The organism is Brevibacterium oceani, from assembly GCF_013623835.1.
Classification (GTDB): domain Bacteria; phylum Actinomycetota; class Actinomycetes; order Actinomycetales; family Brevibacteriaceae; genus Brevibacterium; species Brevibacterium oceani.
The window spans coordinates 15,161-38,488 of the sequence record NZ_JABKDE010000012.1; the positions used below are offsets into that span (position 1 = coordinate 15,161).

The 23,328-nt window shown below is 62.9% G+C and carries 19 protein-coding genes; 6 read left to right on the forward strand and 13 right to left on the reverse strand.

Features of this window, described 5'->3' with window-relative positions:
- Positions 1-1,032 carry an Lrp/AsnC family transcriptional regulator gene (locus tag HK401_RS19370; protein ID WP_181276300.1) on the forward strand — a complete coding sequence of 344 codons (1,032 nt, stop codon included), beginning with the start codon at positions 1-3 and terminating at the stop codon, positions 1,030-1,032.
- A 27-nt stretch (positions 1,033-1,059) separates the two neighbouring features.
- Here the strand turns inward: HK401_RS19370 and HK401_RS19375 are convergent, their stop codons facing one another.
- The 6 genes from HK401_RS19375 to HK401_RS19400 form a co-directional block, all read right to left on the reverse strand.
- Positions 1,060-2,634, reverse strand: a complete 1,575-nt coding sequence (locus HK401_RS19375) for a hypothetical protein (RefSeq protein WP_219922095.1) — start codon at positions 2,632-2,634, stop codon at positions 1,060-1,062.
- Positions 2,635-2,717: 83 nt separating this feature from the next.
- Positions 2,718-3,815, reverse strand: a complete 1,098-nt coding sequence (locus HK401_RS19380) for a cupin domain-containing protein (RefSeq protein ID WP_181276301.1) — start codon at positions 3,813-3,815, stop codon at positions 2,718-2,720.
- A 48-nt stretch (positions 3,816-3,863) separates the two neighbouring features.
- The gene (locus HK401_RS19385) at positions 3,864-4,856 is read right to left on the reverse strand and encodes an alpha/beta hydrolase (RefSeq protein WP_181276302.1); all 993 of its coding nucleotides are present in this window, start codon (positions 4,854-4,856) and stop codon (positions 3,864-3,866) included.
- A complete protein-coding gene (locus HK401_RS19390; protein ID WP_181276303.1) occupies positions 4,853-6,652 on the reverse strand; it encodes an FAD-dependent monooxygenase in 1,800 nt (599 codons plus the stop codon). The genes HK401_RS19385 and HK401_RS19390 overlap by 4 nt, the downstream gene beginning before the upstream one ends.
- Complete coding sequence (locus HK401_RS19395; RefSeq protein ID WP_181276304.1) at positions 6,649-7,896, reverse strand: MFS transporter; 1,248 nt, start codon at positions 7,894-7,896, stop codon at positions 6,649-6,651. Before HK401_RS19395 ends, HK401_RS19390 begins: the two co-directional genes overlap by 4 nt.
- A 57-nt stretch (positions 7,897-7,953) precedes the next feature.
- Positions 7,954-8,808 (reverse strand): fumarylacetoacetate hydrolase family protein, encoded by an 855-nt coding sequence (locus HK401_RS19400; RefSeq protein ID WP_181276305.1) that lies wholly within the window; start codon positions 8,806-8,808, stop codon positions 7,954-7,956.
- A gap of 62 nt (positions 8,809-8,870) precedes the next feature.
- On the opposite strand from HK401_RS19400, the gene HK401_RS19405 reads away from it, so the two are divergent.
- Both HK401_RS19405 and HK401_RS19410 read left to right on the forward strand, forming a co-directional pair.
- Positions 8,871-9,602 carry a FadR/GntR family transcriptional regulator gene (locus tag HK401_RS19405; protein ID WP_181276306.1) on the forward strand — a complete coding sequence of 244 codons (732 nt, stop codon included), beginning with the start codon at positions 8,871-8,873 and terminating at the stop codon, positions 9,600-9,602.
- A gap of 20 nt (positions 9,603-9,622) precedes the next feature.
- Positions 9,623-10,879 (forward strand): DUF3500 domain-containing protein, encoded by a 1,257-nt coding sequence (locus tag HK401_RS19410; protein WP_181276307.1) that lies wholly within the window; start codon positions 9,623-9,625, stop codon positions 10,877-10,879.
- A 223-nt stretch (positions 10,880-11,102) separates the two neighbouring features.
- On the opposite strand, the gene HK401_RS19415 is transcribed toward HK401_RS19410, so the two are convergent.
- The 7 genes from HK401_RS19415 to HK401_RS19445 form a co-directional block, all read right to left on the reverse strand.
- Positions 11,103-11,804: an IclR family transcriptional regulator gene (locus HK401_RS19415; protein WP_181276308.1), complete on the reverse strand. Its 702-nt coding sequence runs from the start codon at positions 11,802-11,804 to the stop codon at positions 11,103-11,105.
- 73 nt (positions 11,805-11,877) lie between these two features.
- A complete protein-coding gene (locus tag HK401_RS19420) occupies positions 11,878-12,732 on the reverse strand; it encodes a substrate-binding periplasmic protein (protein ID WP_181276309.1) in 855 nt (284 codons plus the stop codon).
- Between the two features lie 48 nt (positions 12,733-12,780).
- Entirely contained in the window at positions 12,781-13,509 is a 729-nt protein-coding gene (locus HK401_RS19425) for an amino acid ABC transporter permease (RefSeq protein WP_181276310.1), read from the reverse strand.
- Entirely contained in the window at positions 13,506-14,150 is a 645-nt protein-coding gene (locus HK401_RS19430; protein ID WP_181276311.1) for an amino acid ABC transporter permease, read from the reverse strand. The genes HK401_RS19425 and HK401_RS19430 overlap by 4 nt, the downstream gene beginning before the upstream one ends.
- Before the next feature lies 1 nt (position 14,151).
- Positions 14,152-14,964, reverse strand: coding sequence for an amino acid ABC transporter ATP-binding protein (locus HK401_RS19435; RefSeq protein WP_309136051.1), 813 nt, complete (start codon positions 14,962-14,964; stop codon positions 14,152-14,154).
- Between the two features lie 12 nt (positions 14,965-14,976).
- Positions 14,977-16,008 carry a dipeptidase gene (locus HK401_RS19440; RefSeq protein WP_219922096.1) on the reverse strand — a complete coding sequence of 344 codons (1,032 nt, stop codon included), beginning with the start codon at positions 16,006-16,008 and terminating at the stop codon, positions 14,977-14,979.
- 4 nt (positions 16,009-16,012) lie between these two features.
- The gene (locus HK401_RS19445; RefSeq protein ID WP_181276312.1) at positions 16,013-18,622 is read right to left on the reverse strand and encodes a hypothetical protein; all 2,610 of its coding nucleotides are present in this window, start codon (positions 18,620-18,622) and stop codon (positions 16,013-16,015) included.
- 905 nt (positions 18,623-19,527) lie between these two features.
- Here HK401_RS19445 and HK401_RS19450 point away from each other — a divergent pair.
- The 3 genes from HK401_RS19450 to HK401_RS19460 all read left to right on the forward strand — a co-directional run bounded on the left by HK401_RS19450 (position 19,528) and on the right by HK401_RS19460 (position 23,231).
- Entirely contained in the window at positions 19,528-20,490 is a 963-nt protein-coding gene (locus HK401_RS19450; protein ID WP_309136052.1) for a YbfB/YjiJ family MFS transporter, read from the forward strand.
- Positions 20,491-20,592: 102 nt separating this feature from the next.
- Positions 20,593-22,581 carry an oxidoreductase gene (locus HK401_RS19455; protein WP_181276313.1) on the forward strand — a complete coding sequence of 663 codons (1,989 nt, stop codon included), beginning with the start codon at positions 20,593-20,595 and terminating at the stop codon, positions 22,579-22,581.
- On the forward strand, positions 22,581-23,231 hold the full coding sequence (locus HK401_RS19460; protein WP_181276314.1) for a TetR/AcrR family transcriptional regulator: 651 nt from the start codon (positions 22,581-22,583) through the stop codon (positions 23,229-23,231). The genes HK401_RS19455 and HK401_RS19460 overlap by 1 nt, the downstream gene beginning before the upstream one ends.
- The last annotated feature ends 97 nt before the right edge of the window (positions 23,232-23,328 follow it).

Below are 23,328 nucleotides of genomic sequence, written 5' to 3' on the forward strand. Positions count from 1 at the left end.
GTGGACCCCCTCGATGTCGCTCTCGTCGCCGCACTGCAGCAAGCTCCACGTGCACCCATCAACACATTGTCCGAGGTGCTCGAGACTTCTGCCAGCACAGTCAGCCGTCGACTCACCCGGCTCTTCGATGACAGGCTGCTGCGGATCACCGCGTCGATCAGCTGGTCGCTGCGTCAGACCGGTCATCCCACCATCCTGTGGGTCCAGACCTCCCCCGCCTCGACCCGAGAGGTCGCGTCCCGAATAGCAGAGCTGCCGCAGGCCCAGTCCGTCTACATCGTCTCCGGGGATACAGACATCCATTGTCTGCTTCATCCGACCGCAGGCGGAGACATCGGCGAACTCGCCCTCGACGTCATCCCGCATATCCCAGGGGTGGAACGCATCGCCAGCCACCGGATCCTCGCGACCTCAGCGCGAAGCGGGGACTGGAAGGCTCCTGGAGTGCTCAGCGCCGATCAGGTTGCATTTCTCGAGGGTGAGGCGATTGCTGCGACTGCTTCATTGGAGGCCGGACACGCCGAGGATCGGAGCCGGCCCCTGCGGAGAACAGAACTCCGAGTCGCCGATCTGCTGGCAGACAGCGGACGCATCACGGTCATGCAGGCGGCCGAGGCACTCGACATTACTCGCGCCACTGCCGCCCGCGCGCTCGAGACCGTACTGGCCAGCGGTCTGGTCAGACCCCGAGTCGATGTCGAGCCCGAACTCATGGGCTTCCCCGTGGAAGTGTTCGCACAGATCCGCAGCACCCCGTCGTTGACGATGAACCTCGTCACCGAGCTCGGAGCTCACCCGAATGTCCGTTTCGCCGCGATGACTGCCGGGGTCGCCTCCCTGGTCGTTCAGGCGAACATGAAGGGGGACTCCGACCTGTACACTTTCGTCACCGAAGGACTCGGTAACGCCACCGGGATCACCGATGTCAGCCTGTCGACCAACCTCGCCACCGTCAAACACAACTGGAACATCGTCGACGGCTCCCGCCTGTCCCCCGTCGCGGGTCTGCCATCCTTGAGCGGCGAGGCATGACCGAAGAGATCTTGGGCATGCGCATCGCTACCTCTTGCGCATGATGAGCACCGTCACCGAACTTCCGGCGATGTCGATGTTGAGTTCCGAGCTTGCCGCAGTCGCCTCCGAGCTGGCGCTCGCCTGCTTCCCGCTGTAGGGAATCTCCTCGGGCAGCGGGTTCGCAGGAATCACCGTCGTCGCGCTCTGTGCATCATTCGAAGCTCCGTAGACCTGGGTGGCCTCGTCGACGGAAAACCCTTTGGGCATCGACAGGGTCACCGGATTGCCGCCGACCTCCGCGGCGTCATTCGCATTGATGAGCGTGGTGACCACGGTCTTCCCATCGTCCTTCGACACCGTGTAGGCGCTGATGTTCCCTCCGCCTGCAATCGACGTCTTCGTGAAGACGCCGCCGAGGCTCGGGACCAGAGCACGCAACCCGAGCATGTTGGGGCGCGCAGCGAAACTGTCTGACTTCTGCCCGTGGTCTGCGGGATCGCAGATGAGCGACATCGGGGCTCCCCCGTTGCAGGCCCCGAGCATCGAGTGCATCGCCATGCGTTCGACGCCGAGGGTCGCCGCATACAGTGTGTAATCAGCCGCCCACAGCGCCGAGGCATTCGTCAGTGAGGTGTCGTTCGTGCCCGGGCAGCTCGTCGGCCCGGTCTCCTCGAGCCACAGCGGCAGATCCGCCGTGTCAGCCTTGTCCTTGCCGATGCCGAGGTTCTTCTTCGCCGCCTGCTTCGCCACGGGGTCGATGAGGTTCGCCGCCTGCGGTCCGCGACCCGGAACCTGAGTCGAGTCACATTCGTAGAGCTGATACCAGTGCTGCGAGATCGCGGCCTTCTTCTTCACCGACGAATCCGCAAACGCCGTCATCCACGCCCCGTCATAGACGTCGGGGCCGATGATCGGCGCTTCGGCCCGTTTGTCATGAATGGCCTTGGTGTACGCTTCGAGCTGCTCGACATACTTGCTCTTGTTCCAGCCCTTGCCGCGCACAGCGCCGCTCGGCACATCATCAACGGTGTACCCGTTCGGTTCGTTGCCGATCGCCAGCCCCACCAGAGAATCGCCGAGGATGTCGACCGCGTGCGCGGCCATGTCCGCTCCGCGACCAGGATCGTAGGTGCCCAGCGGGATGCCGATGGTGACCGTCGACCCGGTGGCATCGACGAGCTTCTTCAGCCGCTTGAGATCATCGGGGGTGACGGTGGTCTCTTCGTCGTGCGTGGGTTTCTCCCCCTTCGACGTCCAGAACGTCCGACGGTCGAGGGCATTGCCGCCGAACCGCAGCGCCGGTGACCCGAGCGACTTCAGCTGCTCGTCGAGGTTGGACTTCGCGGGATCGAGTCGTGGATCGGCGAGGTCCGTGGCCTCGAACGAGACCCCGATGTTGTCCGCGGCAAAAGCAGCGCCGGTCCGCTTGGTACCGACAGTGACCGTGGCCGCCTCGCCGGAGACGGAACCATCAAGAGACTGCTCGAATTCGGTCGGGGTCGGACTCGGTTCCGGTGACTGGCTCGACGACGTTGACCCGTCGGGGTCGAACAGCGAGCAGCCCGACAGCACGAAGGCGAGCGCCACCGCGCCACCCAGAACCCTCCTCCTGATCTTCATGCCAATAACTCTGCCGTGTTCCTCCCGAATCGCCAACTCCCGCAGTTCCGACCAGCGTCGCACTGCATTGTCGACCAGAGAAGTCAGGACTCCGGCGGCGGTCCCACCACCACGAGGTCGAGCTCCGCCTGGGCCTTCGCGAATCCTGCGGCCGGGAAGTGCGGCTCTCCGCCCTCGACGTGGACGTACTCGTCGGTGGGCTCGTTCATGTACTCGAAGAACGGCTCGAACACCGGGGGTGTGAGCAGGCCGAGCATGTGCGTGTTGTTCGCGGCCAGAGAGAAGCTGTGGATCGTTCCGGCCGGCGCATGGAGGAAATCTCCGGGAGCGAGGACCACCTCTTCGCCGTTGGCATGGAGCTTGACCCGACCGCCGAGGCAGAGGAAGTTCTCCGAATGCTCCCGGTGGAAGTGCAGCGGAATGTAGGGCGTCTTGGCGCCCCGCGTGTCCATGGCGAAGAACCTGCCTCCGGTGTTGCGGGCGCGCACCGGGTAGGCGTTCATCTGTTCGAAGGTCTCGAACCTGTCGCCGTGCCCGGCCGCGTTGACGAAGGGCACCTCACCCTCGGGCAGATGATTGCCAGGCCGCTTCGCTTCGGCGCCCCCGACCGAGGATTCGCCCCCGACAAGAGATTCGCCGTTCGAGGGTCCGTTTCCGTCGTGGATCGTGACCCCGAACCCATCACTGAGCTCGCTGCGCAGCAGTTCGGAGACCGCCGAGGCGGGACGCCTGGAGAAGATGTGCGATCCCGTCGCTTCCCCGGCCTCGCTGGCCAAACGGTGCAGCCACTCCTCGGTGGAATAGAGGAAGAACGAGTTGAGCGTCGCCCCACCGGAGATTGAGAACCCGGTCCCGGCAGGGATCGATGCCGAATCCCCTCCGATGAGTCGGTGGACTCGACCGTCGAAGGTCAGAGTCACCTCGCCTTCGATGACGTGGACGAACGAGTGCCCCGGAACCGACAGAGCCGGAGTGGCCGACCCGCCGGGAAGGGCGATCCGGTACAGCGAGAACTCCCCACCGGTGTCCGCGTTCCTCGCCATCGTCGTCACGTGCCAGTCGCCGAGGTGGTGGCGCAGGCCTTCGCCCGAGGACAGTGCGAACGGGGCGAGTTCCCCGGGAAGTTCGTCACGCAGCAGAGCGGTCTTCTGGATGCTCTCCCAGTCGAATGCAGTGGTCATTGTCGGCCTTTCATCAGTGGTGGAACGTGGGTTCGGCGTGGTGCCCGATCAGCGCTCGAGCCCGCCGAGGTGGTGGGTGAAGAAGTCACGGACGAGCGCGAAGGACGGGTGACGTCCTTCCGGGTCGAAGCTGCCGCGGTTGTCGGCGGCGAAGGGAGTCTCGGGTTCGGCTTCGAGGCGGCCGTTGTCGAGTCGGATGCCGGGACCGAGCTCGAGCACTTCTCCCGGGTTGAAGAACCCATGACCGAAACCTTCGATGAGGTAGAGCAGGGACTCTCCGCCACGTGCACTCAGATAGTCGTGAAGGATCCGCGACTGATCAGCGGGAACCGCGGTGTCCGCGGTCCCGTGGAGGATGAAGAAGGGCGGCGGGTCGCTGACGTCGAGGTGCACAGGGCTCGCCTCGCGAGCACGCTCACGCAGACCCTCGTATGCGGAAGCAGTGGGAGGAAGTCCGCCGAGGAGGTCCTCCTCTGGCGTGGTCGCGCGTCGTTCGCCCGGTGTCGGCTCTGGCTCCTGTCCTGGTTCCTCCTGTCGTGGTGCGGGAGTGGGAAACCCGGGCAGCAACGCCGCGATATCTGCAGGACCGTAGCCGTCGACGACGCAGGCCACCTCGGTGCTCAGTTCCTCATCGTCGGCGGGAATCGTCTCGCCGGGCAACCTCGGTGTGTGCGCGCTCAGGGCCGTGAACGCCGCGATGTGCGACCCTGCCGAAGAGCCCCACAGGCCGATCGCTTCACAGTCGAGGCCGAATTCGCCGGCATGCCTGCGCAGCCAGCGGAGCGCCTGCCGCAGGTCGAGGACTTGAGCCGGATGTGGGTGTTCGGGGGCGAGCCGATAGTCGATGGAGACCATCGCGAAACCGGCCGCACAGAAGTGTCGGGAGAAGTCGGGACGGGCGGTGCGGTCCTGCAGTCGCCACCCGCCTCCGTGGACCCAGACGATGACCGGCCATCCGAACTCCGGTGGCAGGCCGGTGGGAACGTCGAGGTCGAGGAGCAGCTCGGGATGGCTCGGGTCGAATGCGATGGTGTGGGTCATGTGGCCTCCCTCTGATGGTTCGCGTCTCGCGGGGCCGAGTCGTCCGAGCGTTCGCTCGATCGGTCTCCTGCCGGCGCAGCCCCGACCGCCGTCAGCAGCGCCGCTGCAAGGACTGCGTCCGGTGAAGCGTCGTCGGTGCCAGCACCGTCGGCAGCCACGTCGTAGCTCTCGGCAGCTGCCGACGCAGTGGCCGCGATGTGGAGGTCCGGCCGCACGAGCACGAGTTCGGCACCCCAGTGCTCACGCGCTGCCTCGGCATCGGTTCCCGACAATCGGATGACTCGAAGTGGGATCGAGTGCTCTCTGGCCGTGCGCTCAAGTGCTTCGGTAGCGAGGTATGTGGAAGCGTCGTCGGTGACGAACACGGTGAAGCCGCGCGCATCGGGGTACACGCTCGTTCCGCTGGAGAGGCGAAAATGCGGAAGCAGACAGCCGGGCAGAGCCTGGGGCCGGTATTCGACGGCATCGACGAAGGGGACCGGACCAGGAGCGACGCGGGAGGTCCCGGCGTACTCGTATCCGAGCACGAGCCCTTCGGAGTGGAATTCACTGGCTTTAACCGCCAAAGCTTCACGGACCCTCGTTCGCACCTCATCGCCCTCGGCACCGACCTCGTCGAGCATCGGGTCGACGAAGTCATAGGCAAGGGCTTTGCCGTTCGCCGCAGCGTCGGCGATCATCCGGGCCGCCACGGGACGCCTTTCTTCCTCATAGCTGTCGAGGAGACCCTCCTCCGCCCACCCGTCGTGGACGGCGATGAGCTTCCATGCGAGGTTCTCCGCATCGGAGATGCAGGTATTGAATCCGTGTCCGCCCCATGGCGGATTGAGATGCGCCGCATCTCCGACGAGGAAGACGCGACCGTTGCTCTCTCGGCCTCCGTAGGAATCGGCGAGCAGCATCCGCGCGGTCCACGAATCGGTCGCGAGAACCTCGATGTCGACGTCGGGGCCGACGCCTGCCATCGTCCGGATCGTTGCGGCCACCTCGGCGGGGTCGTCGATCGGTTCACAGCCCTGGAGGATGGCCCACCATGTGCCGTCGCGGTCAAGTTCGCCGATCATCCCCGAGGTGGACTCGTTGATGATCCACCACTGCACGGCCGGGTCGATGCTCACGTGGTCGCGCAGCCTCGCCGAGGTGAAGACGACGTTGAAGTTCGGGCGCGGGGCGCTCGTTCCCTGAAAGGCGATGCCGAGGGATTTGCGCACTCGCGATGTCCCACCGTCGGCCCCGATGATCCACTTCGCCTCCAGTTCGACTGTGCCGTTGTCCGCATCGTCGGCCGGGGCAACGCTGAGGGTCGCGGTCGACGGGGTCATAGCCGACGGGTTCGCACCCGACGCTCGCACTCCGGTGATGTAAGTGATGTGGTCGCTGCGTGCGGCCGCCTCCCGCAGCACCTGCTCGACCTGAGGTTGGGGAATCTGCTGACCGCATTCCGGGGAGAGATCGTAGTCTCCGTCGATGAGTTGGAACGCCTGGTGGAAGCGTCTGAGCTCGTGGCCCCTCAGGCTCGTGCAGAAGATGACGTCTTGGGAGTAGGAGACAGGCAGAGCGGCCGTCTCACGGACTCGTTCAGCCAGTCCGATGCCGGCCAGCAGCGACATGGTTCGCGCATTCGTGGTCTTGGCACGCGGTCGGAGCCGGTCGATCTCGACTCGCGGTTCGAGGACGACCGAGTCGATGCCGGCGGCTGCCAGGCGCAGGGCCAGATAGGTTCCGCTCGGGCCGCCGCCGGCGATGGCGACGGTCGTGCGGGTAGGAACCCGGTCGAGTCCGTGGACGATGGTCACGCAGAGACTCCTTCAGCAGGCGTGGACGTGGTGGCGAGTGCGGTTCTGTCACGCAGCGGCATGGCGATGGCCGCGACCACGCCGAGCACGGCGGGGATTGCGAACCACAGGGCCGCGGCTCCCGGTGAACCGCCGACGGTGGCGGCGACTGCACCGTAGGTGGGCCCGGCGATGGCGCCGAGACGGCCGGCGGCAAGCGCCCAGCCGAGCCCTGTGGCGCGGACCTCGGGCGGATAGTACTGGGCGATGTGATCGTTGATCATGTTCTGAGTCCCCATTCCTCCGACACCGGCGAAGAAGATCGCGGCGAAGAGCAGGAGATGGCTCTGGGTCATCGACACTGCCAACAGCGATAGTGCCGCGATCGAGAAACCGAGGATGACCATGTACTTCGGTGCCGACTGCTGTGCGATCCATGCGATGACCACGGTACCGATGATGCAGCCCAGCGAGTAGATCGACAGGAACGCGATGGAGGACTGTGCGGCGAATCCGGCACCCTGCATGATGACGGGCAGCCAGGTCGTGATCCCGAACATTGTGAGCATACTGATTGCGCACACGATCCAGAACAGCAGCGTCGGGACGAGCTGACGTGCGGTGAACAGTCGCGAGACCCCCGAAGCGCGGACACGACCTGCTGTGACGGGAGCGGCCTTGGCCGCGAGGAAGACCTCGGATTCGGGTAGCCACCGCCACACGGCGAGCAGCAGGATAAGTGAGAGCCCGCCGAGAGCGTAGACCGGACGCACGCCATGGTCGACGACGAGGGCGGTGGCCGTCAGCGCTCCCACGAGCGAGCCTACCGGCGGCCCGGTGAGCACTGCTCCGACGGCGAGGGAGACCTTACCCTTGGGCGCGGACTCGTTTGCGATTGCCACGGCGGTGGGCAGGACTCCGCCGACCCCGATGCACGTGATGAACCGGAAGATTGCGAAGACCGTGAAGTTCGGGGCGAGGGCGCACAGGATCATGCCGGCGCTGAAGATGCCGAGCGAGGTCATCAGCAGCCGTCGCCGGCCGAGCCTGTCGGTCAGTGTTCCGGCAGCAAGGGAGCCGAGCAGCATACCGATGAGGGCGATGCTCCCGACGGTGCCGGCGAGACTCTTGGTCACGCCCCAGTCGGGATTGCCGAGGAAACCGGGCAGGGTGGCGCCGTAGACGTAGAGGTCGTATCCATCGCAGAGGAGAGCGATCCAACAGATGAGGAGTATCGCCCAGGTGGGGGTTCGCAGCTGTGTCATTGATCTTCGCCTTTGAAGTAGTGGACTCGGACAGGATGGGTGGAGAATGCCGCGGGCTCAGTTCGAGCGCGCGATGATGCGGTTGCGCAGGATGCCGAGCTTGTCGACCTCGACTTCGACGGTGTCGCCGGGGTGGAGGAGCCATTCCGGTTCTCGTGTGTAACCGACGCCGTCGGGTGTGCCCGTGGCCAGGAGGTCGCCGGGCCGAAGAGTGAAGGTGCGCGAGATGAGCGACAGCGTCGAAGCCGGAGAGTAGACGATATCGGAGGTGTTGCCGTCTTGGACGGTCTCGCCGTTGACTCGGGTTTGAACGCGCAGTCCATCGGCGAGGCTGCCGACTTCGGAGGCAGGCACAATCGGGCCGAGTGGCCCCGAGTTGTCACCGTTCTTCCCGAGGATCCACTGGGAGGTGAGCTTCTGCGCGATCCGCGAGGTGAGGTCGTTGAATGTCGAGTAGCCGACGATCGCAGCCTGCGCTTCGTCCTCATCGGCGTCAGCGAGGGTGGCGCCGACGTACGCGACGATCTCACCTTCCCAGTCGAGGCCGCGCTCATTGGCGGGCACCGGGATTTCAGCACCGTCGACGCTGAGGCTGCGGGTCCAGCGTGCGAACAGCGTCGGATGCTCCGGGAAAGCTTCTTCCTTGAAGCTGCCCTCGGCGTGGTGGGCGCGATAATTCAGCCCGATGCAGATGACTCGGGCCTCGGGCAGCACCGGGGGCACGACACGGTACTCGGCGATGACGACGACCTCACCGGCTCCTCCGCGCTCGGCCTCACCTGTCGCCGCGATGTGCGCATCGGCATCGGACCAGAACTCCCGGAGTTCCCCGATCACACGCGCCTCGGTCGCAGACACTCGGTCGGCCACGTAGGTGGTGTGGTCGGGAGCTTCCAGTCCGATGAGCTTCATTGCATCTCCTCGCAGGGTAAAGAGCTTAAACATATGTATGTTTTGTATGGTTAAATAGAAATATGGCACAGATCACCGACGATGTCCAGAACTCCGCCGAGGCTCTCCTCCCCCGATCGGGCACCCGTTCCCGTCCGCTGTCGCGCGGGGAGCACCTGGCCGAATCGATCCGCGACGCCATCCGTGAACGGGAACTGGGCGCCGGCGACTTCTTCGGCACACTCGAGACCATTCGCGAAGAGACCGGGCTGGCACGGACCACCGTGAGCGAGGCGGTCAAGCTCCTCCGCGATCGCGGAGTCCTCGTCGTCAGACCAGGTCGAGGCGGAGGTCTCTTCGTGGCGAAGACAACCCCGATCGTGCGCCTTCGACATACACTCATGCGCGTCGAGGGCGATCCGGCCTCGGCCGCGGACGCGATCGAACTGCGCGAGTCGCTCGAGGAGCTCATCGCAGTGAAGGCGGCCGTTCACCGGTCAGCTGCCGATTGCCGGGAGCTCGAGGCTGTCCTCAGCGAGATGCGTGCAGCACAGACCTGGGATGACTTCATGCAGTGCAACTGGAAACTTCACGCGGCCATCGCGGCGATCTGCCCGAACTCGATGGCCCGCCCGGTCTACGAAAGCACCCTGGGATTCCTCTCAAGTGCTCACGCCGAGCAGGACGGCGAAGTCGACGCGAGCTATTGGGGCACCCGACTGCAGGTGCACGAGGACCTCGTCGCCGCCATCACCGCCGGTGACCTCGAGGCAGTGCGCGCAGCCGTCGCCGACCACGCTTCCTCACGCAGCTGAGTGTCGAAGGAGAGACGCAGATGACCGATGAGAACCCCACCGCGTTCCGACAGTTCATGTACCCACCGGGCCACCCGCGCATCGACGACCTCAAAGGACTCGATGCCTACGACTACCGTGAGGTCGCGAAGACCCCGGGCACGTTCACCGGAGGTCTGATCGCTGGTTGGGAACCGCTTTACCTCAACGAATTCACCGGAGTCACGGCCGACGGACAGATCATCGATGGGCTCTACCCCTTGGCTCCGGCAGAGCCGGGCGAGGAAGCGCCTGTCGCGGACATGCGCAAGGCGGCCGAAGCATTGTTCGCGGCCTGCTCAGCCGATGAGGAGGAGAAGCTGCGCTATCCGGTCGACGCGGTCGAATGGCAGACCTGGGCCAATCCCGAGTTCATGCAGTTCGACACCGGCCTTCGGCTCGAGTTCGTTTCGGAACAGGTACAGCAGGCCGCACTCGACCTCGTTCGAGCCAGCCTGAGCGACGAAGGGTTCGAACTCACCCATGCGATGATGCTCATCAACGGATTCCTCGGTGAGGTCGTGGGACTGGAGACCATCCTCGGCGAGTTCTCGTACAACTTCGCCGTCTACGGCACTCCGGATCTCACGGCTCCCTGGGGATGGCAGCTCTACGGTCATCATTGTGCGGTCAACTGCCTCGTCGTCGAGGGGCGAATGACCGTCTCACCCGTCTTCCACGGGGCCGAGCCGAACGAGATCGACGCGGGACCGCACGCGGGTCTGCGTTCGTTCGACGATCGTGTCGACGCCGGCACCGACCTCATGGCTCTGTTGAGTGATAGTCAGCGCGCCGAGGCAGTCATATACGAGCAGATCGTCGATCCGGCGATGCCCGAGGGCCGCATTCATCCGGGTGACGAGCGCCATCTTGCCGGAGCGTTCCAGGACAACCGGGTCATCCCCTATGAGGGGGTACGGGTGGACACACTGGATGTGCGGGCGCAGGAGGCCGTCATCGACCTCGTCGCGACCTTCCTCAACATCCTGCCCGAGGGGCCGCGGCGCGCGAAGGTGCGCGAAGTCAGGGAACACCTGGACGAGTCGTACTTCAGTTGGATCGGCGGGACCGAGCCGGGAGATGTGTTCTACTACCGATTCCAGTCGCCGGTGCTCATCGTCGAACTCGACCACCACTGCGGAGTGTTCCTCGACTACGACGTCCCCCAACGTTTCCATGTGCATACGCTCATGCGGGTACCCAACGGCAACGACTACGGCCGCGCCTGGGTCCGTCAGTGGCAGCGCCGAAGGATCTGAGACTGGGTCGGGCATACGAAGGCCAGCTCGACCGAACAGCACTACCACCGGGCCGCCCACCATCGCAGTCGGAACCCAGAGACCGTAAATCCGACTCAACTGATCGTGGACTGCTGCGTCCCACTCACTTCACACGGTCCAAGGAGCCTGCGTAGGCGATGAAGAAGCACCATGACACCTGGTCTGATCCGCAGATCCATCACCTCCATGCTGAGTGACAGCGTCACACGGGTGACGTCTGAGTGGTATCGACCGCCTCTTCGATTCTCATTCGAGCCGCGAGTAGCTCCTTCCGTGCTCTGGGTATGTCCAAACGGCCGTCAGGCGCGATCACGCTCAGCGCGCCGAGGCACTCCCCTCGCGACATGATCGGTACGGCGACGACGTCGACGACGTCACCGAGCCATTCTGAATGGGATTGTGCGTATCCCTGTGCGCGAACCGTGTCGAACGTTTCGGTCATCTCAGCGAATCTATTCCTGTCCAAGTGCGCGTCGAATGCCAACAGCACCATCCCGGACGCCGAAGTCCTCAGCTCCAGATGGGGCTCCGCGGTCATTGAGAAGGGTCGTTTGGGTTCATGCCGTTCGATGATGATCGCTTCATTGCCATTGAGCACCGCGTAGGAGATCGGCTCATTGAGCGTGTCGACCAGTTCTGCCATCGCCTGACTGACCTGATGAGGAACCCCCGAGTACTCAATGGCGAACCGACCGAACAATGCAGCTCTGGGAGACAGCTGGTAGTCTCGCTTCTCATTCTGAACCAGCCAGCCGACCTCAGCCAGAGTGGAGACATACTGGTGGGTCGCTGCCCTCGACCAGTCGAGCTTTCTGGCGAGCTGTGACACGCTGGCCAAGCCGTCGGGGAAGGTCAGAAAAGTTTCCAATACCAGTATCGTTTTGCTCACGGACTGCAGGCTCATACCACCTCATTATTCCTTTAGTTCGAGAGGCAAGCTCTAGAACGCACGTTTTCAGGGCACAGCGTGCTGGTAATCACAGCAGATTCGGTTCGCCTGGATGCATCACCTGAGGATCGAGATCATACTTCTTCGCAATCTCATCGAGCTCACCCGACTCACGCATCTCCTTGATCACACCGTCGAGAGCCTTACCAAGTTCTTCATTGTCTTTGTTGACTGGAAAGTTGGTCTGACCCGCTTCGCTGGTAGCTGGCACTCGCTCGTCCGGCTTCAGCGGCGTGACAGTGAAGCCTTCGATTTCGTGCTTCTTGAGATACTGTGTGCCTGCTATGTATCCCTGGACAGACCCGTCGATTCGGCCCGCGACGATGTCATCGAATACCGCGTCGTCATTCTGATAGATCTTGAGTTGACCACCGAAGACCTTCTTCATATCGTCGACTCCGATCAAGCCTTGCCCCACGCCGATCTCCAGATTCTTGAGATCATCGAAGTTGTCGATCCCCTCTTCAGTGACCGACGAAAACGGCGAGGTGACTACCGGGGCGGAAAGTCGCACCTTCTCTGCGCGTTCCTGCGTCCGATACCACGAACCAAGCGTCGTGTCTGCCCGCCCCGTCGCTACTGAGGTGATCATCGCAGGAGAATCGCCCTTGTTGATTTCGAGAGTGAGGCACTCGAGTTCTGCGAACTTTGTGAGCACGTCCCCCTCGAGCCCGCTGAGACTACCGGGTGAATCCGACATCGAGAACGGCACATACTCGTACTGGGCGACTGTCAGAAAGCCCTCTTTGAGCGTCTTCAGTCCCTCATCCCGTGGGGTGCAGTCTTCAGCCACGGACTGTGGTGCACCGGGAGGCGTCCCGCCACATCCGCTCAGGGCGAGCAGCAAGGCGGTTGCCGTAGTTGCCAGTAGATTCTTGTTCATTGCGACTCCTTTGTCGATAGTGATTGTTGAGATAGTGGTTAGGACGCGTCAGGCGACGGTGGCAGATTGCGTCGGACTCCCTGAGAGCAGAGCTTTCACAGCCTTCCGCTTCGAACGCTTCTTCTGTCCCATCGTCTTCTCCAGATAGCCGCTGAGGACCGCCCCGGGAATGGTGATGCACAGGTACAGCACTGCTGCTGCGGTGTACACAGACATGTATTCGAACGTGGCCGCGCCGATCACTCCGGCACGCTGCATGATTTCAGGCACCGTGATGACAGTGGCCAAAGACGTGGCCTGGAAGATGATGATCGTCAGATTGACCAGCGGCGGAATCGAGATTCGAGCAGCTTGCGGGATGATGATGAAACGATAAGTGTCCGCCGATGACATTGATAGAGAATTCGCCGCCTCGGCCTGGCCGGCCGACACGGAGTTGAGGCCGGCACGAATCATCTCCGAGGAGTACCCAGCGGCTGAGAACATCAATGCCGCCAATGCTGCCGGATTGGGATCGAGCATCATTCCCAGCTGGGGCAGCCCCTGATAGACGAGGAAGAGCAGCACCAGGATCGGAACCCCTCGACCGAGTTCGACGATGACCAGAGCGGCATAGTGCACGATTTTCAGGTGCGACTCGACTCCGAGCGCAAGGAAGAACCCGAGAATGTAACCGCCGAGGCACGAGGACAATGTGAGCATGATGGCGACGCCGAGCCCCGGTAGGAGATCCGGAATGAACTGCGGCCAGTCGTAGAGCCAGGAGAAATCGCTCATGCGAGGGCATACCTCCTCGTGATGCGGGCGTGGATGGAACGTGAGAACGCTGCGATCGGAAGACTCAAAGCCAGGTAGATCAATCCCGCGATTCCGAACATGTAGAGACCATGCGCGTGGTACTGGGTCATGATGCCGGCCCGGAACACGAGATCAGCGACGCCGATCGTCGACACTAGAGCCGAATCCTTGAGAAGCCCGATGATTTGAGTAGCGACGGACGGACTGACTGCTCTGAAAAGCTGCGGCCCGATAATGAAGCGCAGAGTTGAGAGTCGATCGAGATTGAGCGCATTGGCGGCCTCCCATTGACCCGCCGGTATGGCTTGGATCCCTCCGCGATAGATCTCGGCCATGTATGCCGCAGCAATGATCGACAGCACCAGAAGGGAAGCCGCCACGGGCGAGAGGGTGAGGCCAAGCTGGCCGACCCCGAAGAAGGCGATGAAGAGCCAGACGATGGTCGGCACTCCGCGAACGACATGGACGATGGCGTGGTAGATTCCGCGGAGCACGCTGAACCTGCTCTGAGCCAGAGCAAGCATCGGCAGACCGAGGACGATTCCGATCGCCGCCGACCCAAAGGTCATGACAGCCGTCCACCCGGTGCCCATGGCGATATACGCGATGATCTCCCCCATATCAGCGCCCCAGGACGGCTGACAGGAATCGGTTCGTTCGCTCCTGTTCGGGGTCGGACATAATCTTCTCGGGGCTGCCCTGTTCGATAATTGCGCCATCGACCATCACAGCGATCCGGTTGGAGACCTGCCGCGCGAATTCCATTTCGTGAGTGACGATGAGCATCGTCATATCGTCGGCGGCGAGTTTCCTCATCACCTGAAGGATCTCTGCACCGATCTCGGGATCCAGGCCCGATGTCGGCTCGTCAAAGAGCATCAGCTCCGGATCCATGGCAAGGGCTCGCGCGATGGCGATCCTCTGCTGCTGACCACCGGAGCACTGAGCCGGATATGCGTCCGCTTTGGCCGCGAGACCGACTCGGCGGAGTTCTTCCATTGCCCGCTCCTCGGCTTCCGCTCGAGACCGCCGATGCACGCGCATCTGTGGAAGCGCGACGTTCTTCAAAGCAGTGAAGTGAGGAAAGAGATTGAACGATTGGAAGACCATCCCGGTGAAGCGCCGCAATCGGGCGACCTGCGCCTTGCCTGGTCTGCCGCTGTCGAAATCGATGGTCGTATCACCGATTCTCAAACTTCCGGCGTCAGGAACCTCGAGGAGGTTGAGACACCGGATCAGACTTGACTTTCCAGCGCCCGAGGGCCCGATGATCGAAATGACTTCACCTTTCGAAACGTCAAGAGAGACGTTGTCGACGGCTCGATGTTCGCCGAACTGCTTGCTCAGTGCCAATGCTGAGACGAATGGTCCAGCCATGGCAGACGACCCTTCGTGAGTATTCGTAATGTGAGCTGACGGCTGTGTGACGGTCATGCGTCGGTCCCCTCAGAGTGACTTGAATGTGCGGCGGTAGAAGTCCAGCCAGTTGCCGCCCATGATCTTCGCGACCTCGGCGTCAGTGAACCCGCGGTCGCGCAGGCACTTCTCCGCGTTGGGGAACTGGGAGGGGGCGTCAAACCACCCCAGACGTGGCTGCGGACCAGAGTTGGCTTTCGAACCCGCCCCGTATTGGATCTCCCTTGCCCACCGGCCCTGACGCATCCATTCGAGATAAGCCATCCCGCCCGTCTGGTCGAAATCGGTTCCGATGCCGACGTGGTCGATGCCGATCCGGTCGACCGTCCATGCCACGAGCTCCGACCACTTCTCCGGCGTCGTATGCTCGCCGACGATGTTGCGATACACGGAGAGCCCGATGACACCACCGTTGTCCTTGAGCGCATCGAGAACGTCGTTGGGCTTGTTCCGCGGGTGCGGCGCCAACTCAGCCGGATTCGAATGTGTGATAGCCACTGGCTCCGCAGAGTGTCGAATAGCGTCCATGCTCGTTATGTTGCCGACATGGGACAGATCCACGACCATTCCGCATCGGTTCATCTCTCGAACCACGTACTGTCCGTAGCGGGAGAGCCCCGAGTCGTGGGGCTCATAGCAGGATCCGCCGATATCGGACTGAATATTGTAGGTCAGCTGCCCAACCCGGGTCCCCATTCGGGCAAAGAGTTCGACATAGCCGAGGCGCCCCTGGAGGAAGGCCACATTCTGGAAACCGAGGAGAATTGCGCAGCGTCCTGATTCCGCGATTCGCTCGATGTCATCGGCTGTGTAGGCGATCTCGACGAGATCGGAATTGTCCTCGGCCATGTGCTGCCAGCGGACGATCTGATCCATCGATTCGGTCGCGTCCTCCCAGAAACCCACAGTGACTGTGACGCAGCCGACTCCTCCGGCCGCGATCTCTTCCAAAGCGGGGCGATGGTCAGGCTTCTCCTTCTCGAGTGGGGTGCAGAGCAGGCTGTCGACGTAGAGCATTTCGTGTCCTTTGTGCGTGGCGTTCGGTTGCAGCGGTGCAACCATTCGGTCAGTTGACAGCGATGAAGTGGACGAGGTTCTGATTGTCGAGTTCATCTGGGTCCGTGAGCAGGTGGAGCTCTTCGCTGGTGAATTGCTTGGTGATCCGTTCTCCAGGACGGATGACGTCGAGGACGGTCCCTCCGGTGTGCTGGCGTGAAATCGGCGTGTCAACATCGAGACCGGCGTTGCCCCGATAGTAGATCTTCCAGAAAGCTTCCGCTTCGATCGTCCGCCCGTTCGCGAAGTACTCGTCCATTGCAGTGTGATATTCCTGCCGAGCGATCTGCGGAGAGTCACCGAGACGGACAGTGCCGGCCGCCTCGCCGGCGGTTGCCTCGATATCGAGTTCGATCCCATAGCGGTGCAGCTCAAGTCGCAGACCCGGAAGTGCATGGTCGGTCTGTGCATTACGGATGGTGAAACGTCGACCTCGGCGATCTGCGTGTGCTCCGAGGAGGTTGACGAGCACGTGGCCGGTGACCAGCAGGCTCTGACCGTGGTTATCGATGATGAGGCTGTCGTCGCCGTCCTCGCTGCTCGGAGCGCGCCATGGTCCGGCCTGCCCCGTGTCCGAATCAACGTCCCGCATCAGGAGCTCTCCGAAAGCGGTCGCTGTGCGAAGATCGGCGACCAGCGCCGTGTTGAAGAACTCTCGGGCGCCGTGCCATGCGCCCAAAGGTAGGTTGAGCGCCTGATAGGCACGTCCGACCATCAGTCGCATTTCGCGATATTTGAATCCGATCGTCTCTGTCGCATGCTCACATGGCGGCGAGATGGGCGACTGTGTCGGAGTGAGGACGACGGTCGCACCAGGTACCGTCTGTGCAGACGCATCAGCCCCATGCGCCGGGGTCGAGGTGTTGATCGCACTCGGCGATGGAGGCTGGGCAGCAGAGGAACGGCCAGAAGCAGCAGCGGGCTTCGAGTACGACCACCACCAAGTGGCTGGATCCGCATCAGCGATTTCGTCCCGATATGGTGCACCTTCGAAGATCAGCCCGCGCACATCCCTGCCCATGTGGTCTTCGGTGCGGTCCAGACCGTGGATGAAGGAATTGATGAAGCGGATCACCCAGACCGGTACGAAGTCCGTGTCGTGAGGATCGGCGTGGGCCGTGGCATAGGGCTTGTCGGCCAGCGCCACGACCAGCCGGGCGATGTACTCGAGCTCCGGCCGGTCAGCGACGAGAGCACCGATCGTCGTAGTCGACGCATCGTCGGCTTCCTCGATGGCATCTCTGAGCGCTCTCACCTGGTCGGGATAGCTCTGGACGAGCTCATGCGCGTCCGGCACTTCCTCACGCGGTCCGGATCTCGGCTCTTCGGCGGCTCGAGACTGGTACCACACACGATCGCGGTTGCCCTGGTCATTGAGTGGTATCTCCAGCGCCCATCGAAACGGCCCTTCGATGACACTTCGCGCCTCCTCGAGTGTCATCTGCGGGTCCAAATCCAGGCGCTCGTCGAAAGTCAGGCGGGAACGGGCGATCTCGTCACAGTAGTCGGGGTCGAGTTCCATGAGCAGTGCATTGAATGTATGCAGGGCCTCGCTGCTCACTTGTATCGCAGTTTCCGAATGGATCGCACCAAGCACCGTCTTTCCATCCGCGACGTTGATATCGCCGCGTACACCAGCCCGAACCTTTGCGCGAATGCGTCGCAGATCAGCCACGATCTCCATATTGCTGGTGAAGAACCGATACGAAGTGGTGAGGAACGCCCTGTATCGGATTGTCCTATTGAGGTGGTCTTCGAGCAGGGAGAGCTTCTCCGGCGTGCTCGCGGCCGGGTCTTCGAGGATATGCGCCAGGATGTCGCTATAAGCGGAGATATAGGAATTGATGAGAATCGGTCGATTGTAGAACAACATGGCCAGACCGAGCGCCGAGCCATTGCCGACGCCCAGGATCCTCTTCACGTCCCTGTCCAGCCTCACTGCCGTGCTCGGTGAATCGATCCTTGCCAGCTCTTCCACAAGATCGACTGAGAGTTCGCGCATCAGGTACGCAGAGAGCATCTGCGCATGATACGACGCTGCCAATGGATGCCCATCGGGGATTGCGACGAACGGGATCGTCCCGAATGTCCCGTTACCATCCAAGCCGGTGTTGCGCATGAGATAACCGACCTTATGGAGTTCCTTGGCGTCCGGCTGCCTCCCCTCCGAAAGCGCGTTGCGTACTTCTCGGAATATCCGCAGGCTCTGATTCGACCGGAACCACACGAGGGTGTTCGGGGTCGCACGACCCTCGTATAGGCGAGGAATCTCTTCCCGAGTCGCACGCACCTGCTCTGCCGTCGCCACTCCGTCCAAGAGGGCTCCGATCATGTCCCAACTGGTTCCGATGATGCGGCCGGTTCGGTTATTACCTTGTGGTTCCTGCAGGAAGGCAATGAATGTGAGCGGGCCTCCAGGCGTCGTCACGGCATAACGGATCTGCCCATTTCCCCGTGCATCGAGTTCGAAGAGCTCTCTCTCGATCGTCCACTTCTCGCGAATCATCTTCGCCATGAAGCTACGCGAGGCGGAGAGCCGGGTCGGCTGCATTGCGCCGAGATTTCGGGGGTCCATCACTGTGTGCGGGTCGAAAGGGATTGTCGAATCAGTCTGTGCCACGTTGCACTTGTCCTTTGTCGATGTCAATTATTACTTGACATATATATATTTTCTATTGACGTATCTTGAGATTAGCAAAGGAAGGCACTCGCTGACCAGAGTCTGATGCCAACTTTTTCGAACTGCTCTTGAATGGAAGAGGTCACACACTCGTCCGGTGCAGTCGGCAGTCACCTGCACGCTCATGGTTTGTTGCCGAATCGACCGTCACGCGGCCGGAGACGCTCATGCTGAGGGGTCATACTCCATAGCAGGTCGAATCACATCGACCAGTACAGGCTCAGCAGACCGCCCGCGACTTGCGCGCGAGCACCGTGGAACGCGGATGAGTCGAGCAGCGTCCTTCGGCGACCTAGCACGGAGATGCTTGATCACGGGTTCGAGTTCGGTTGGCAACATCTGCCCGCCGGAGATCGGGCCTGCCGTTTCGCCTGACGTGAGGCCCAGGCCCAGCTGGCCTGTAGTCGCAGTGACAACCGCATCATCGTCGAAGACATCTCGAGCGACAGACTGCTCGATTTCGTTCGGCTTAGGGCTTGGTTCCGGGGACTGGCCCGCTGACGACGAACTGTCCGCTTCGGACCACGAACACCCCGGCAGCACGAGGGCGAGCGCCACAACTCCGCCCTGAAAACTGATGCCCACGGCAACAGCTCTTCCTTGTCCCCGCAGAATCAACAACTTCTACGTGCGCACTGACATACCCCCTAAACCGATACACCGTCCACCCCGTTGCGACGACGCCCACTGTCCGATTCCCCACCCGCCGAGGCGCCCGCCCCCAAGCCATGACATCGTAAGGGTGGAGACGACGCCACCGCGCAGAGAGGCAACACCGTGCCCGACAGCACCACCAGTTCCCCTCTCACCCCGCTCACCCCATCCGCGGGGCCCTGGGCCTGTCGGTGGCGATGGGCATGGGCCGGTTCTTCTACACCCCGGCGCTGCCCCTCATGGTCGCCGCCCTCCACCGGGGCTCGGCACCCGGGGCGTGGATCGCGACCCTGAACTACGTCGGCTACTTCATCGGCACCCTCGTCATCGCCCAGGGCTGGGTCGAACCCAACCGCTTCGTCTACCGCCTCAGCCTCATCGTCTCCACCCTCGGCCTGGCCGCGGTGGCACTAACGCCGAACCTCGTCTGGCAGGGCAGCATCCGCACCATCGCCGGGATCACCTCGGGGCTGATCTTCGTGTGCGTGATCCAACGGATCCCCGCGAACTCCTCCAAACCCCGCGACGGCGGCCTCTCCTACGGCGGAGTCGGCTTCGGCATCCTCGTCTCCGGAGCCATCGTACTCATCGCCGGCAACGTCGCCGACTGGCGTCAGCTGTGGCTCATCTGCGCGGCCGTGTCCGCCATCTTCTCCGTCATCGCCTGGACATGGCCAATCCCGACCCGGATCCCACCACACGCCACCGCCGAGGCGGCCCACCCGACCGAATCAGCCGACCCGACCGACACCGACCGCTCCCCCGCCGAGGTGGCCACCCCCTTCGACGCCAACCGCCGCCGAGCCATGGCCATCTTGTCGACCGGCTATTTCTTCCAAGGTGGCGGCTACATCATCATCGGCACCTACCTCGTCGTCCTCGCCGGTCCTGTCTTCGGGGCCACGGCGGCCGCCTCGACGTGGCTCATCGCCGGGATCGCCACGGCGGTCTCTCCCCTGACCTGGTCGGCGGTCGCTGCCCGCATCGGCACGGTCAAGGCACTCACTACTTGCTACTGCCTCCAGGTCTTGGGCGCCCTGCTCGCCGTCTTCGGCTCCACCCCGATCGTGCTGTTCATCGCCTCGGCGATCGCTTTGGCCGTCGCCATGGCCCTCACTCTCGTCGGCGTGCTCACCGCAAACATCGACCGCTGACCGACGCCGAGGTGGCGCTCCCCCGGAACCATTGCAATCGCGTTCGGACAATATTATTATCGTCGTAATATTAAGCCGTCTCAATGATGAGGAGTGGTGTTGATGTCCTCGCTGTTCCCGAACCTTTTCAGCCCAATCGAACTGGGCCCGCTGCGCCTGCGCAACCGCATCGTGTCCTCCGGTCACGACACGATGCTCGCCGATGACGGTTTCATCGGATCCGAACTCGTCGCCTATCACGAACGGCGTGCCGCCGGCGGGGCGGGACTGATCGTCCTGCAGGTCTCCGGAGTGCACGAAACCGCTCGCTACACCAGTCATGTGCTTATGGCGACAGACCCGGAATCCGCGAAGGGGTACCGAGCCGTGGCGGACGCAGTGCACGGGCACGGATGCGGAATCGTCGCTCAGCTGTTCCATCCCGGCCGCGAGGTCATGGATGGGGAACAAGGAATGGCACCCCAGGCGGTAGCCCCCAGCGACCGGCCCCAAGAACGCTTCCACGTGGTCCCCCAGACGCTGACGACACAGGTCATCGAAGAGATCGTCGACGGCTACGGTCATTCCGCCGAGCTCATCTGCGACGCCGGCATCGACGGAGTGGAAGTCGTCGCCAGCCACGGCTATCTGCCGATCCAATTCATCAACCCGTCGGTGAATACGCGAACCGACAAGTACGGAGGATCCCCGGAGAACCGGATGCGGTTCCTCCTCGAGTCGATCGCCAGTGCCCGCCGCGGTGCCGGAGACGGCAAGGTCGTCGGCCTGCGCATCTCGGGCGACGAACTCACCAGCAACGGCATGAACGATACCGAAGTCCTCGAGATCATCAAGGCGGTCGAAGACCAGGGAATGGTCGACTACATCTCGGTCACCGGCGGAGACTCATCGACACTGCAGGGAGCCCAGCACATCGTCCCCTCGATGCAGTACGAACCGGCCTACCTCGGACGACTGTCTGAGCAGGTGAAGAAGTTCACGGATCGCCCGGTGATGGTCGCCGGCCGCATCAATCAGCCGCATGAAGCGGAGAAGGCGATCGCCGAAGGCCAGACAGACCTGTGCATCATGACCCGCGCCATGATCTGCGACCCCGAGATCGCGAGTAAAGCCCAGCGAGATGCCGTCGACGAGATCCGTGCCTGCATCGGCTGCAATCAAGCCTGCATCGGCCATTTCCAACAGGGCGTGGGCATCAGCTGCATTCAATACCCGGAATCGGGCAGAGAACTCACCTTCCTCCCCCGCCCGACTATCAGAGAGGCTTCACGCCTCCTCGTCGTCGGCGGCGGGCCTGCCGGCCTGAAGGCCGCAGCGGTGGCGGCAGAGGCCGGCGCCGATGTCACGCTCCTCGAGCGCGACAAGGCACTCGGCGGGCAGGTGCTCCTGGCGGAGAAGCTGCCGCACCGCTCGGAGTTCGGCGGTGCCGCGACGAACCTGACCGCAGAGGCAGTGCGGGCCGGGGTCGACATCCGCACCGGAACCGAGTTCTCGTCGGCTCATCTCGACGAGCTGTGCCCTGACCGCGTGGTCTTCGCGACGGGTTCTGCGGATCGTGACCCGGACTTTGAGATCGTCGACTCTCCGCTGATCCTCACCTCGAGGCAGTATCTGGCCGACGCACCGGAACTGCCTCAAGGCGGAGTCCTCATCGCTGATTGGAGAGGTGATTGGGCTGGGTTGGGCGTAGCGATCATGCTCGCGCGCAAGCGACCGGTCACGCTGGCCACCTCGGCGAACTTCCCCGGTGCCGGTATCCAGCAGTACACAAGGACCGCGCTCATGCCCGAGCTCATTCGGTCGAAGGTCACCTTCATCAATGACGTGCGCCTCGCGGGAGTCGATGAGGACACGGTCTACCTGCAGTCAACGCTGTGTGACGAGGTCATCCAAGTGGAGGACATCGCCACGACGATCGTCAACCACGCGCCACGCGCAGAGACCCCGCAGGTCGACCTCGGCGGGATTCCCTCTGTGCGCATCGGTGACTGCAAAGCCCCGCGCACCGTCGAAGAGGCCGTCTACGAGGGCCTGACAGCTGCCAATGACTTCATCCTCGGCACTGGCAACCAAGCCCGGGCGAGCGCCTGATGAGTGCCCGAACTGGGCGCCCCTCCCTGTCACAGGAGGAGATCGCCGACCGCAGGGGAACAGTGATCACGGCGACGCTGGAGCTGATCAGCGAGCGCGGCACATCGGGGATCCGCCTCAAGGATGTCGCAAGGTCCGCGGGTATTTCGGTCGGGACCATCCAGTACTACTTCGACTCGCGCGAAGACCTCATTCTCAGCGCCTATCAGCAGCATTCGCAGAACGTCATCGCTTTGGTCAGGGCATCGTTCCGCGAAGGGACAGACCCGTGGACCAGCCTGGCTCAGACCTTCCACGACTTCTTCCATGTCGCCGACTTCTCCAACCGGACGCGCCTGTGGATCGAGTTCGTGGCAGCGGCCACCAGAGACGACGAGCTGCGGGGCCTGCTCGACGAGGTCTTCCTCGCGTGGAAACAGGTCATCCGACGCATCGTCGAAGCAGGGATCGCCGACGGGAGCTTCGTCCCCCAGCTGGAAGCGGAGACCGCGATCGATGCCCTGCTGGCACAGCTTGATGGCTTCGAAATCGCACACGCCACTGGAGCCGCCGGCACAAACGTCGAACGAATCGAGTCGGTTCTGCAGCGGACCGCACGCGTCCTCTTAGGTGCTCCACAAGAGCCGATCGACCACCTCGGCGACGCCTGACCGGAACCTGACCGGCGCCACACGGGCAGACGCCAACGCACCCCCAAACGCACACGCCATATGCCACCTCAAACATCGACTGATTGATCCAAGGGAG

What these genes read in the sequence shown, in the direction of transcription:
- HK401_RS19375 (WP_219922095.1), bottom strand. Translation starts at nt 2,634, where the DNA reads ATGAAGATCAGGAGGAGGGTTCTGGGTGGCGCGGTGGCGCTCGCCTTC.
- HK401_RS19380 (WP_181276301.1), bottom strand. Translation starts at nt 3,815, where the DNA reads ATGACCACTGCATTCGACTGGGAGAGCATCCAGAAGACCGCTCTGCTG.
- HK401_RS19385 (WP_181276302.1), bottom strand. Translation starts at nt 4,856, where the DNA reads ATGACCCACACCATCGCATTCGACCCGAGCCATCCCGAGCTGCTCCTC.
- HK401_RS19395 (WP_181276304.1), bottom strand. Translation starts at nt 7,896, where the DNA reads ATGACACAGCTGCGAACCCCCACCTGGGCGATACTCCTCATCTGTTGG.
- HK401_RS19400 (WP_181276305.1), bottom strand. Translation starts at nt 8,808, where the DNA reads ATGAAGCTCATCGGACTGGAAGCTCCCGACCACACCACCTACGTGGCC.
- HK401_RS19405 (WP_181276306.1), top strand. Translation starts at nt 8,871, where the DNA reads ATGGCACAGATCACCGACGATGTCCAGAACTCCGCCGAGGCTCTCCTC.
- HK401_RS19410 (WP_181276307.1), top strand. Translation starts at nt 9,623, where the DNA reads ATGACCGATGAGAACCCCACCGCGTTCCGACAGTTCATGTACCCACCG.
- HK401_RS19415 (WP_181276308.1), bottom strand. Translation starts at nt 11,804, where the DNA reads ATGAGCCTGCAGTCCGTGAGCAAAACGATACTGGTATTGGAAACTTTT.
- HK401_RS19420 (WP_181276309.1), bottom strand. Translation starts at nt 12,732, where the DNA reads ATGAACAAGAATCTACTGGCAACTACGGCAACCGCCTTGCTGCTCGCC.
- HK401_RS19425 (WP_181276310.1), bottom strand. Translation starts at nt 13,509, where the DNA reads ATGAGCGATTTCTCCTGGCTCTACGACTGGCCGCAGTTCATTCCGGAT.
- HK401_RS19430 (WP_181276311.1), bottom strand. Translation starts at nt 14,150, where the DNA reads ATGGGGGAGATCATCGCGTATATCGCCATGGGCACCGGGTGGACGGCT.
- HK401_RS19435 (WP_309136051.1), bottom strand. Translation starts at nt 14,964, where the DNA reads ATGACCGTCACACAGCCGTCAGCTCACATTACGAATACTCACGAAGGG.
- HK401_RS19440 (WP_219922096.1), bottom strand. Translation starts at nt 16,008, where the DNA reads ATGGTTGCACCGCTGCAACCGAACGCCACGCACAAAGGACACGAAATG.
- HK401_RS19455 (WP_181276313.1), top strand. Translation starts at nt 20,593, where the DNA reads ATGTCCTCGCTGTTCCCGAACCTTTTCAGCCCAATCGAACTGGGCCCG.
- HK401_RS19460 (WP_181276314.1), top strand. Translation starts at nt 22,581, where the DNA reads ATGAGTGCCCGAACTGGGCGCCCCTCCCTGTCACAGGAGGAGATCGCC.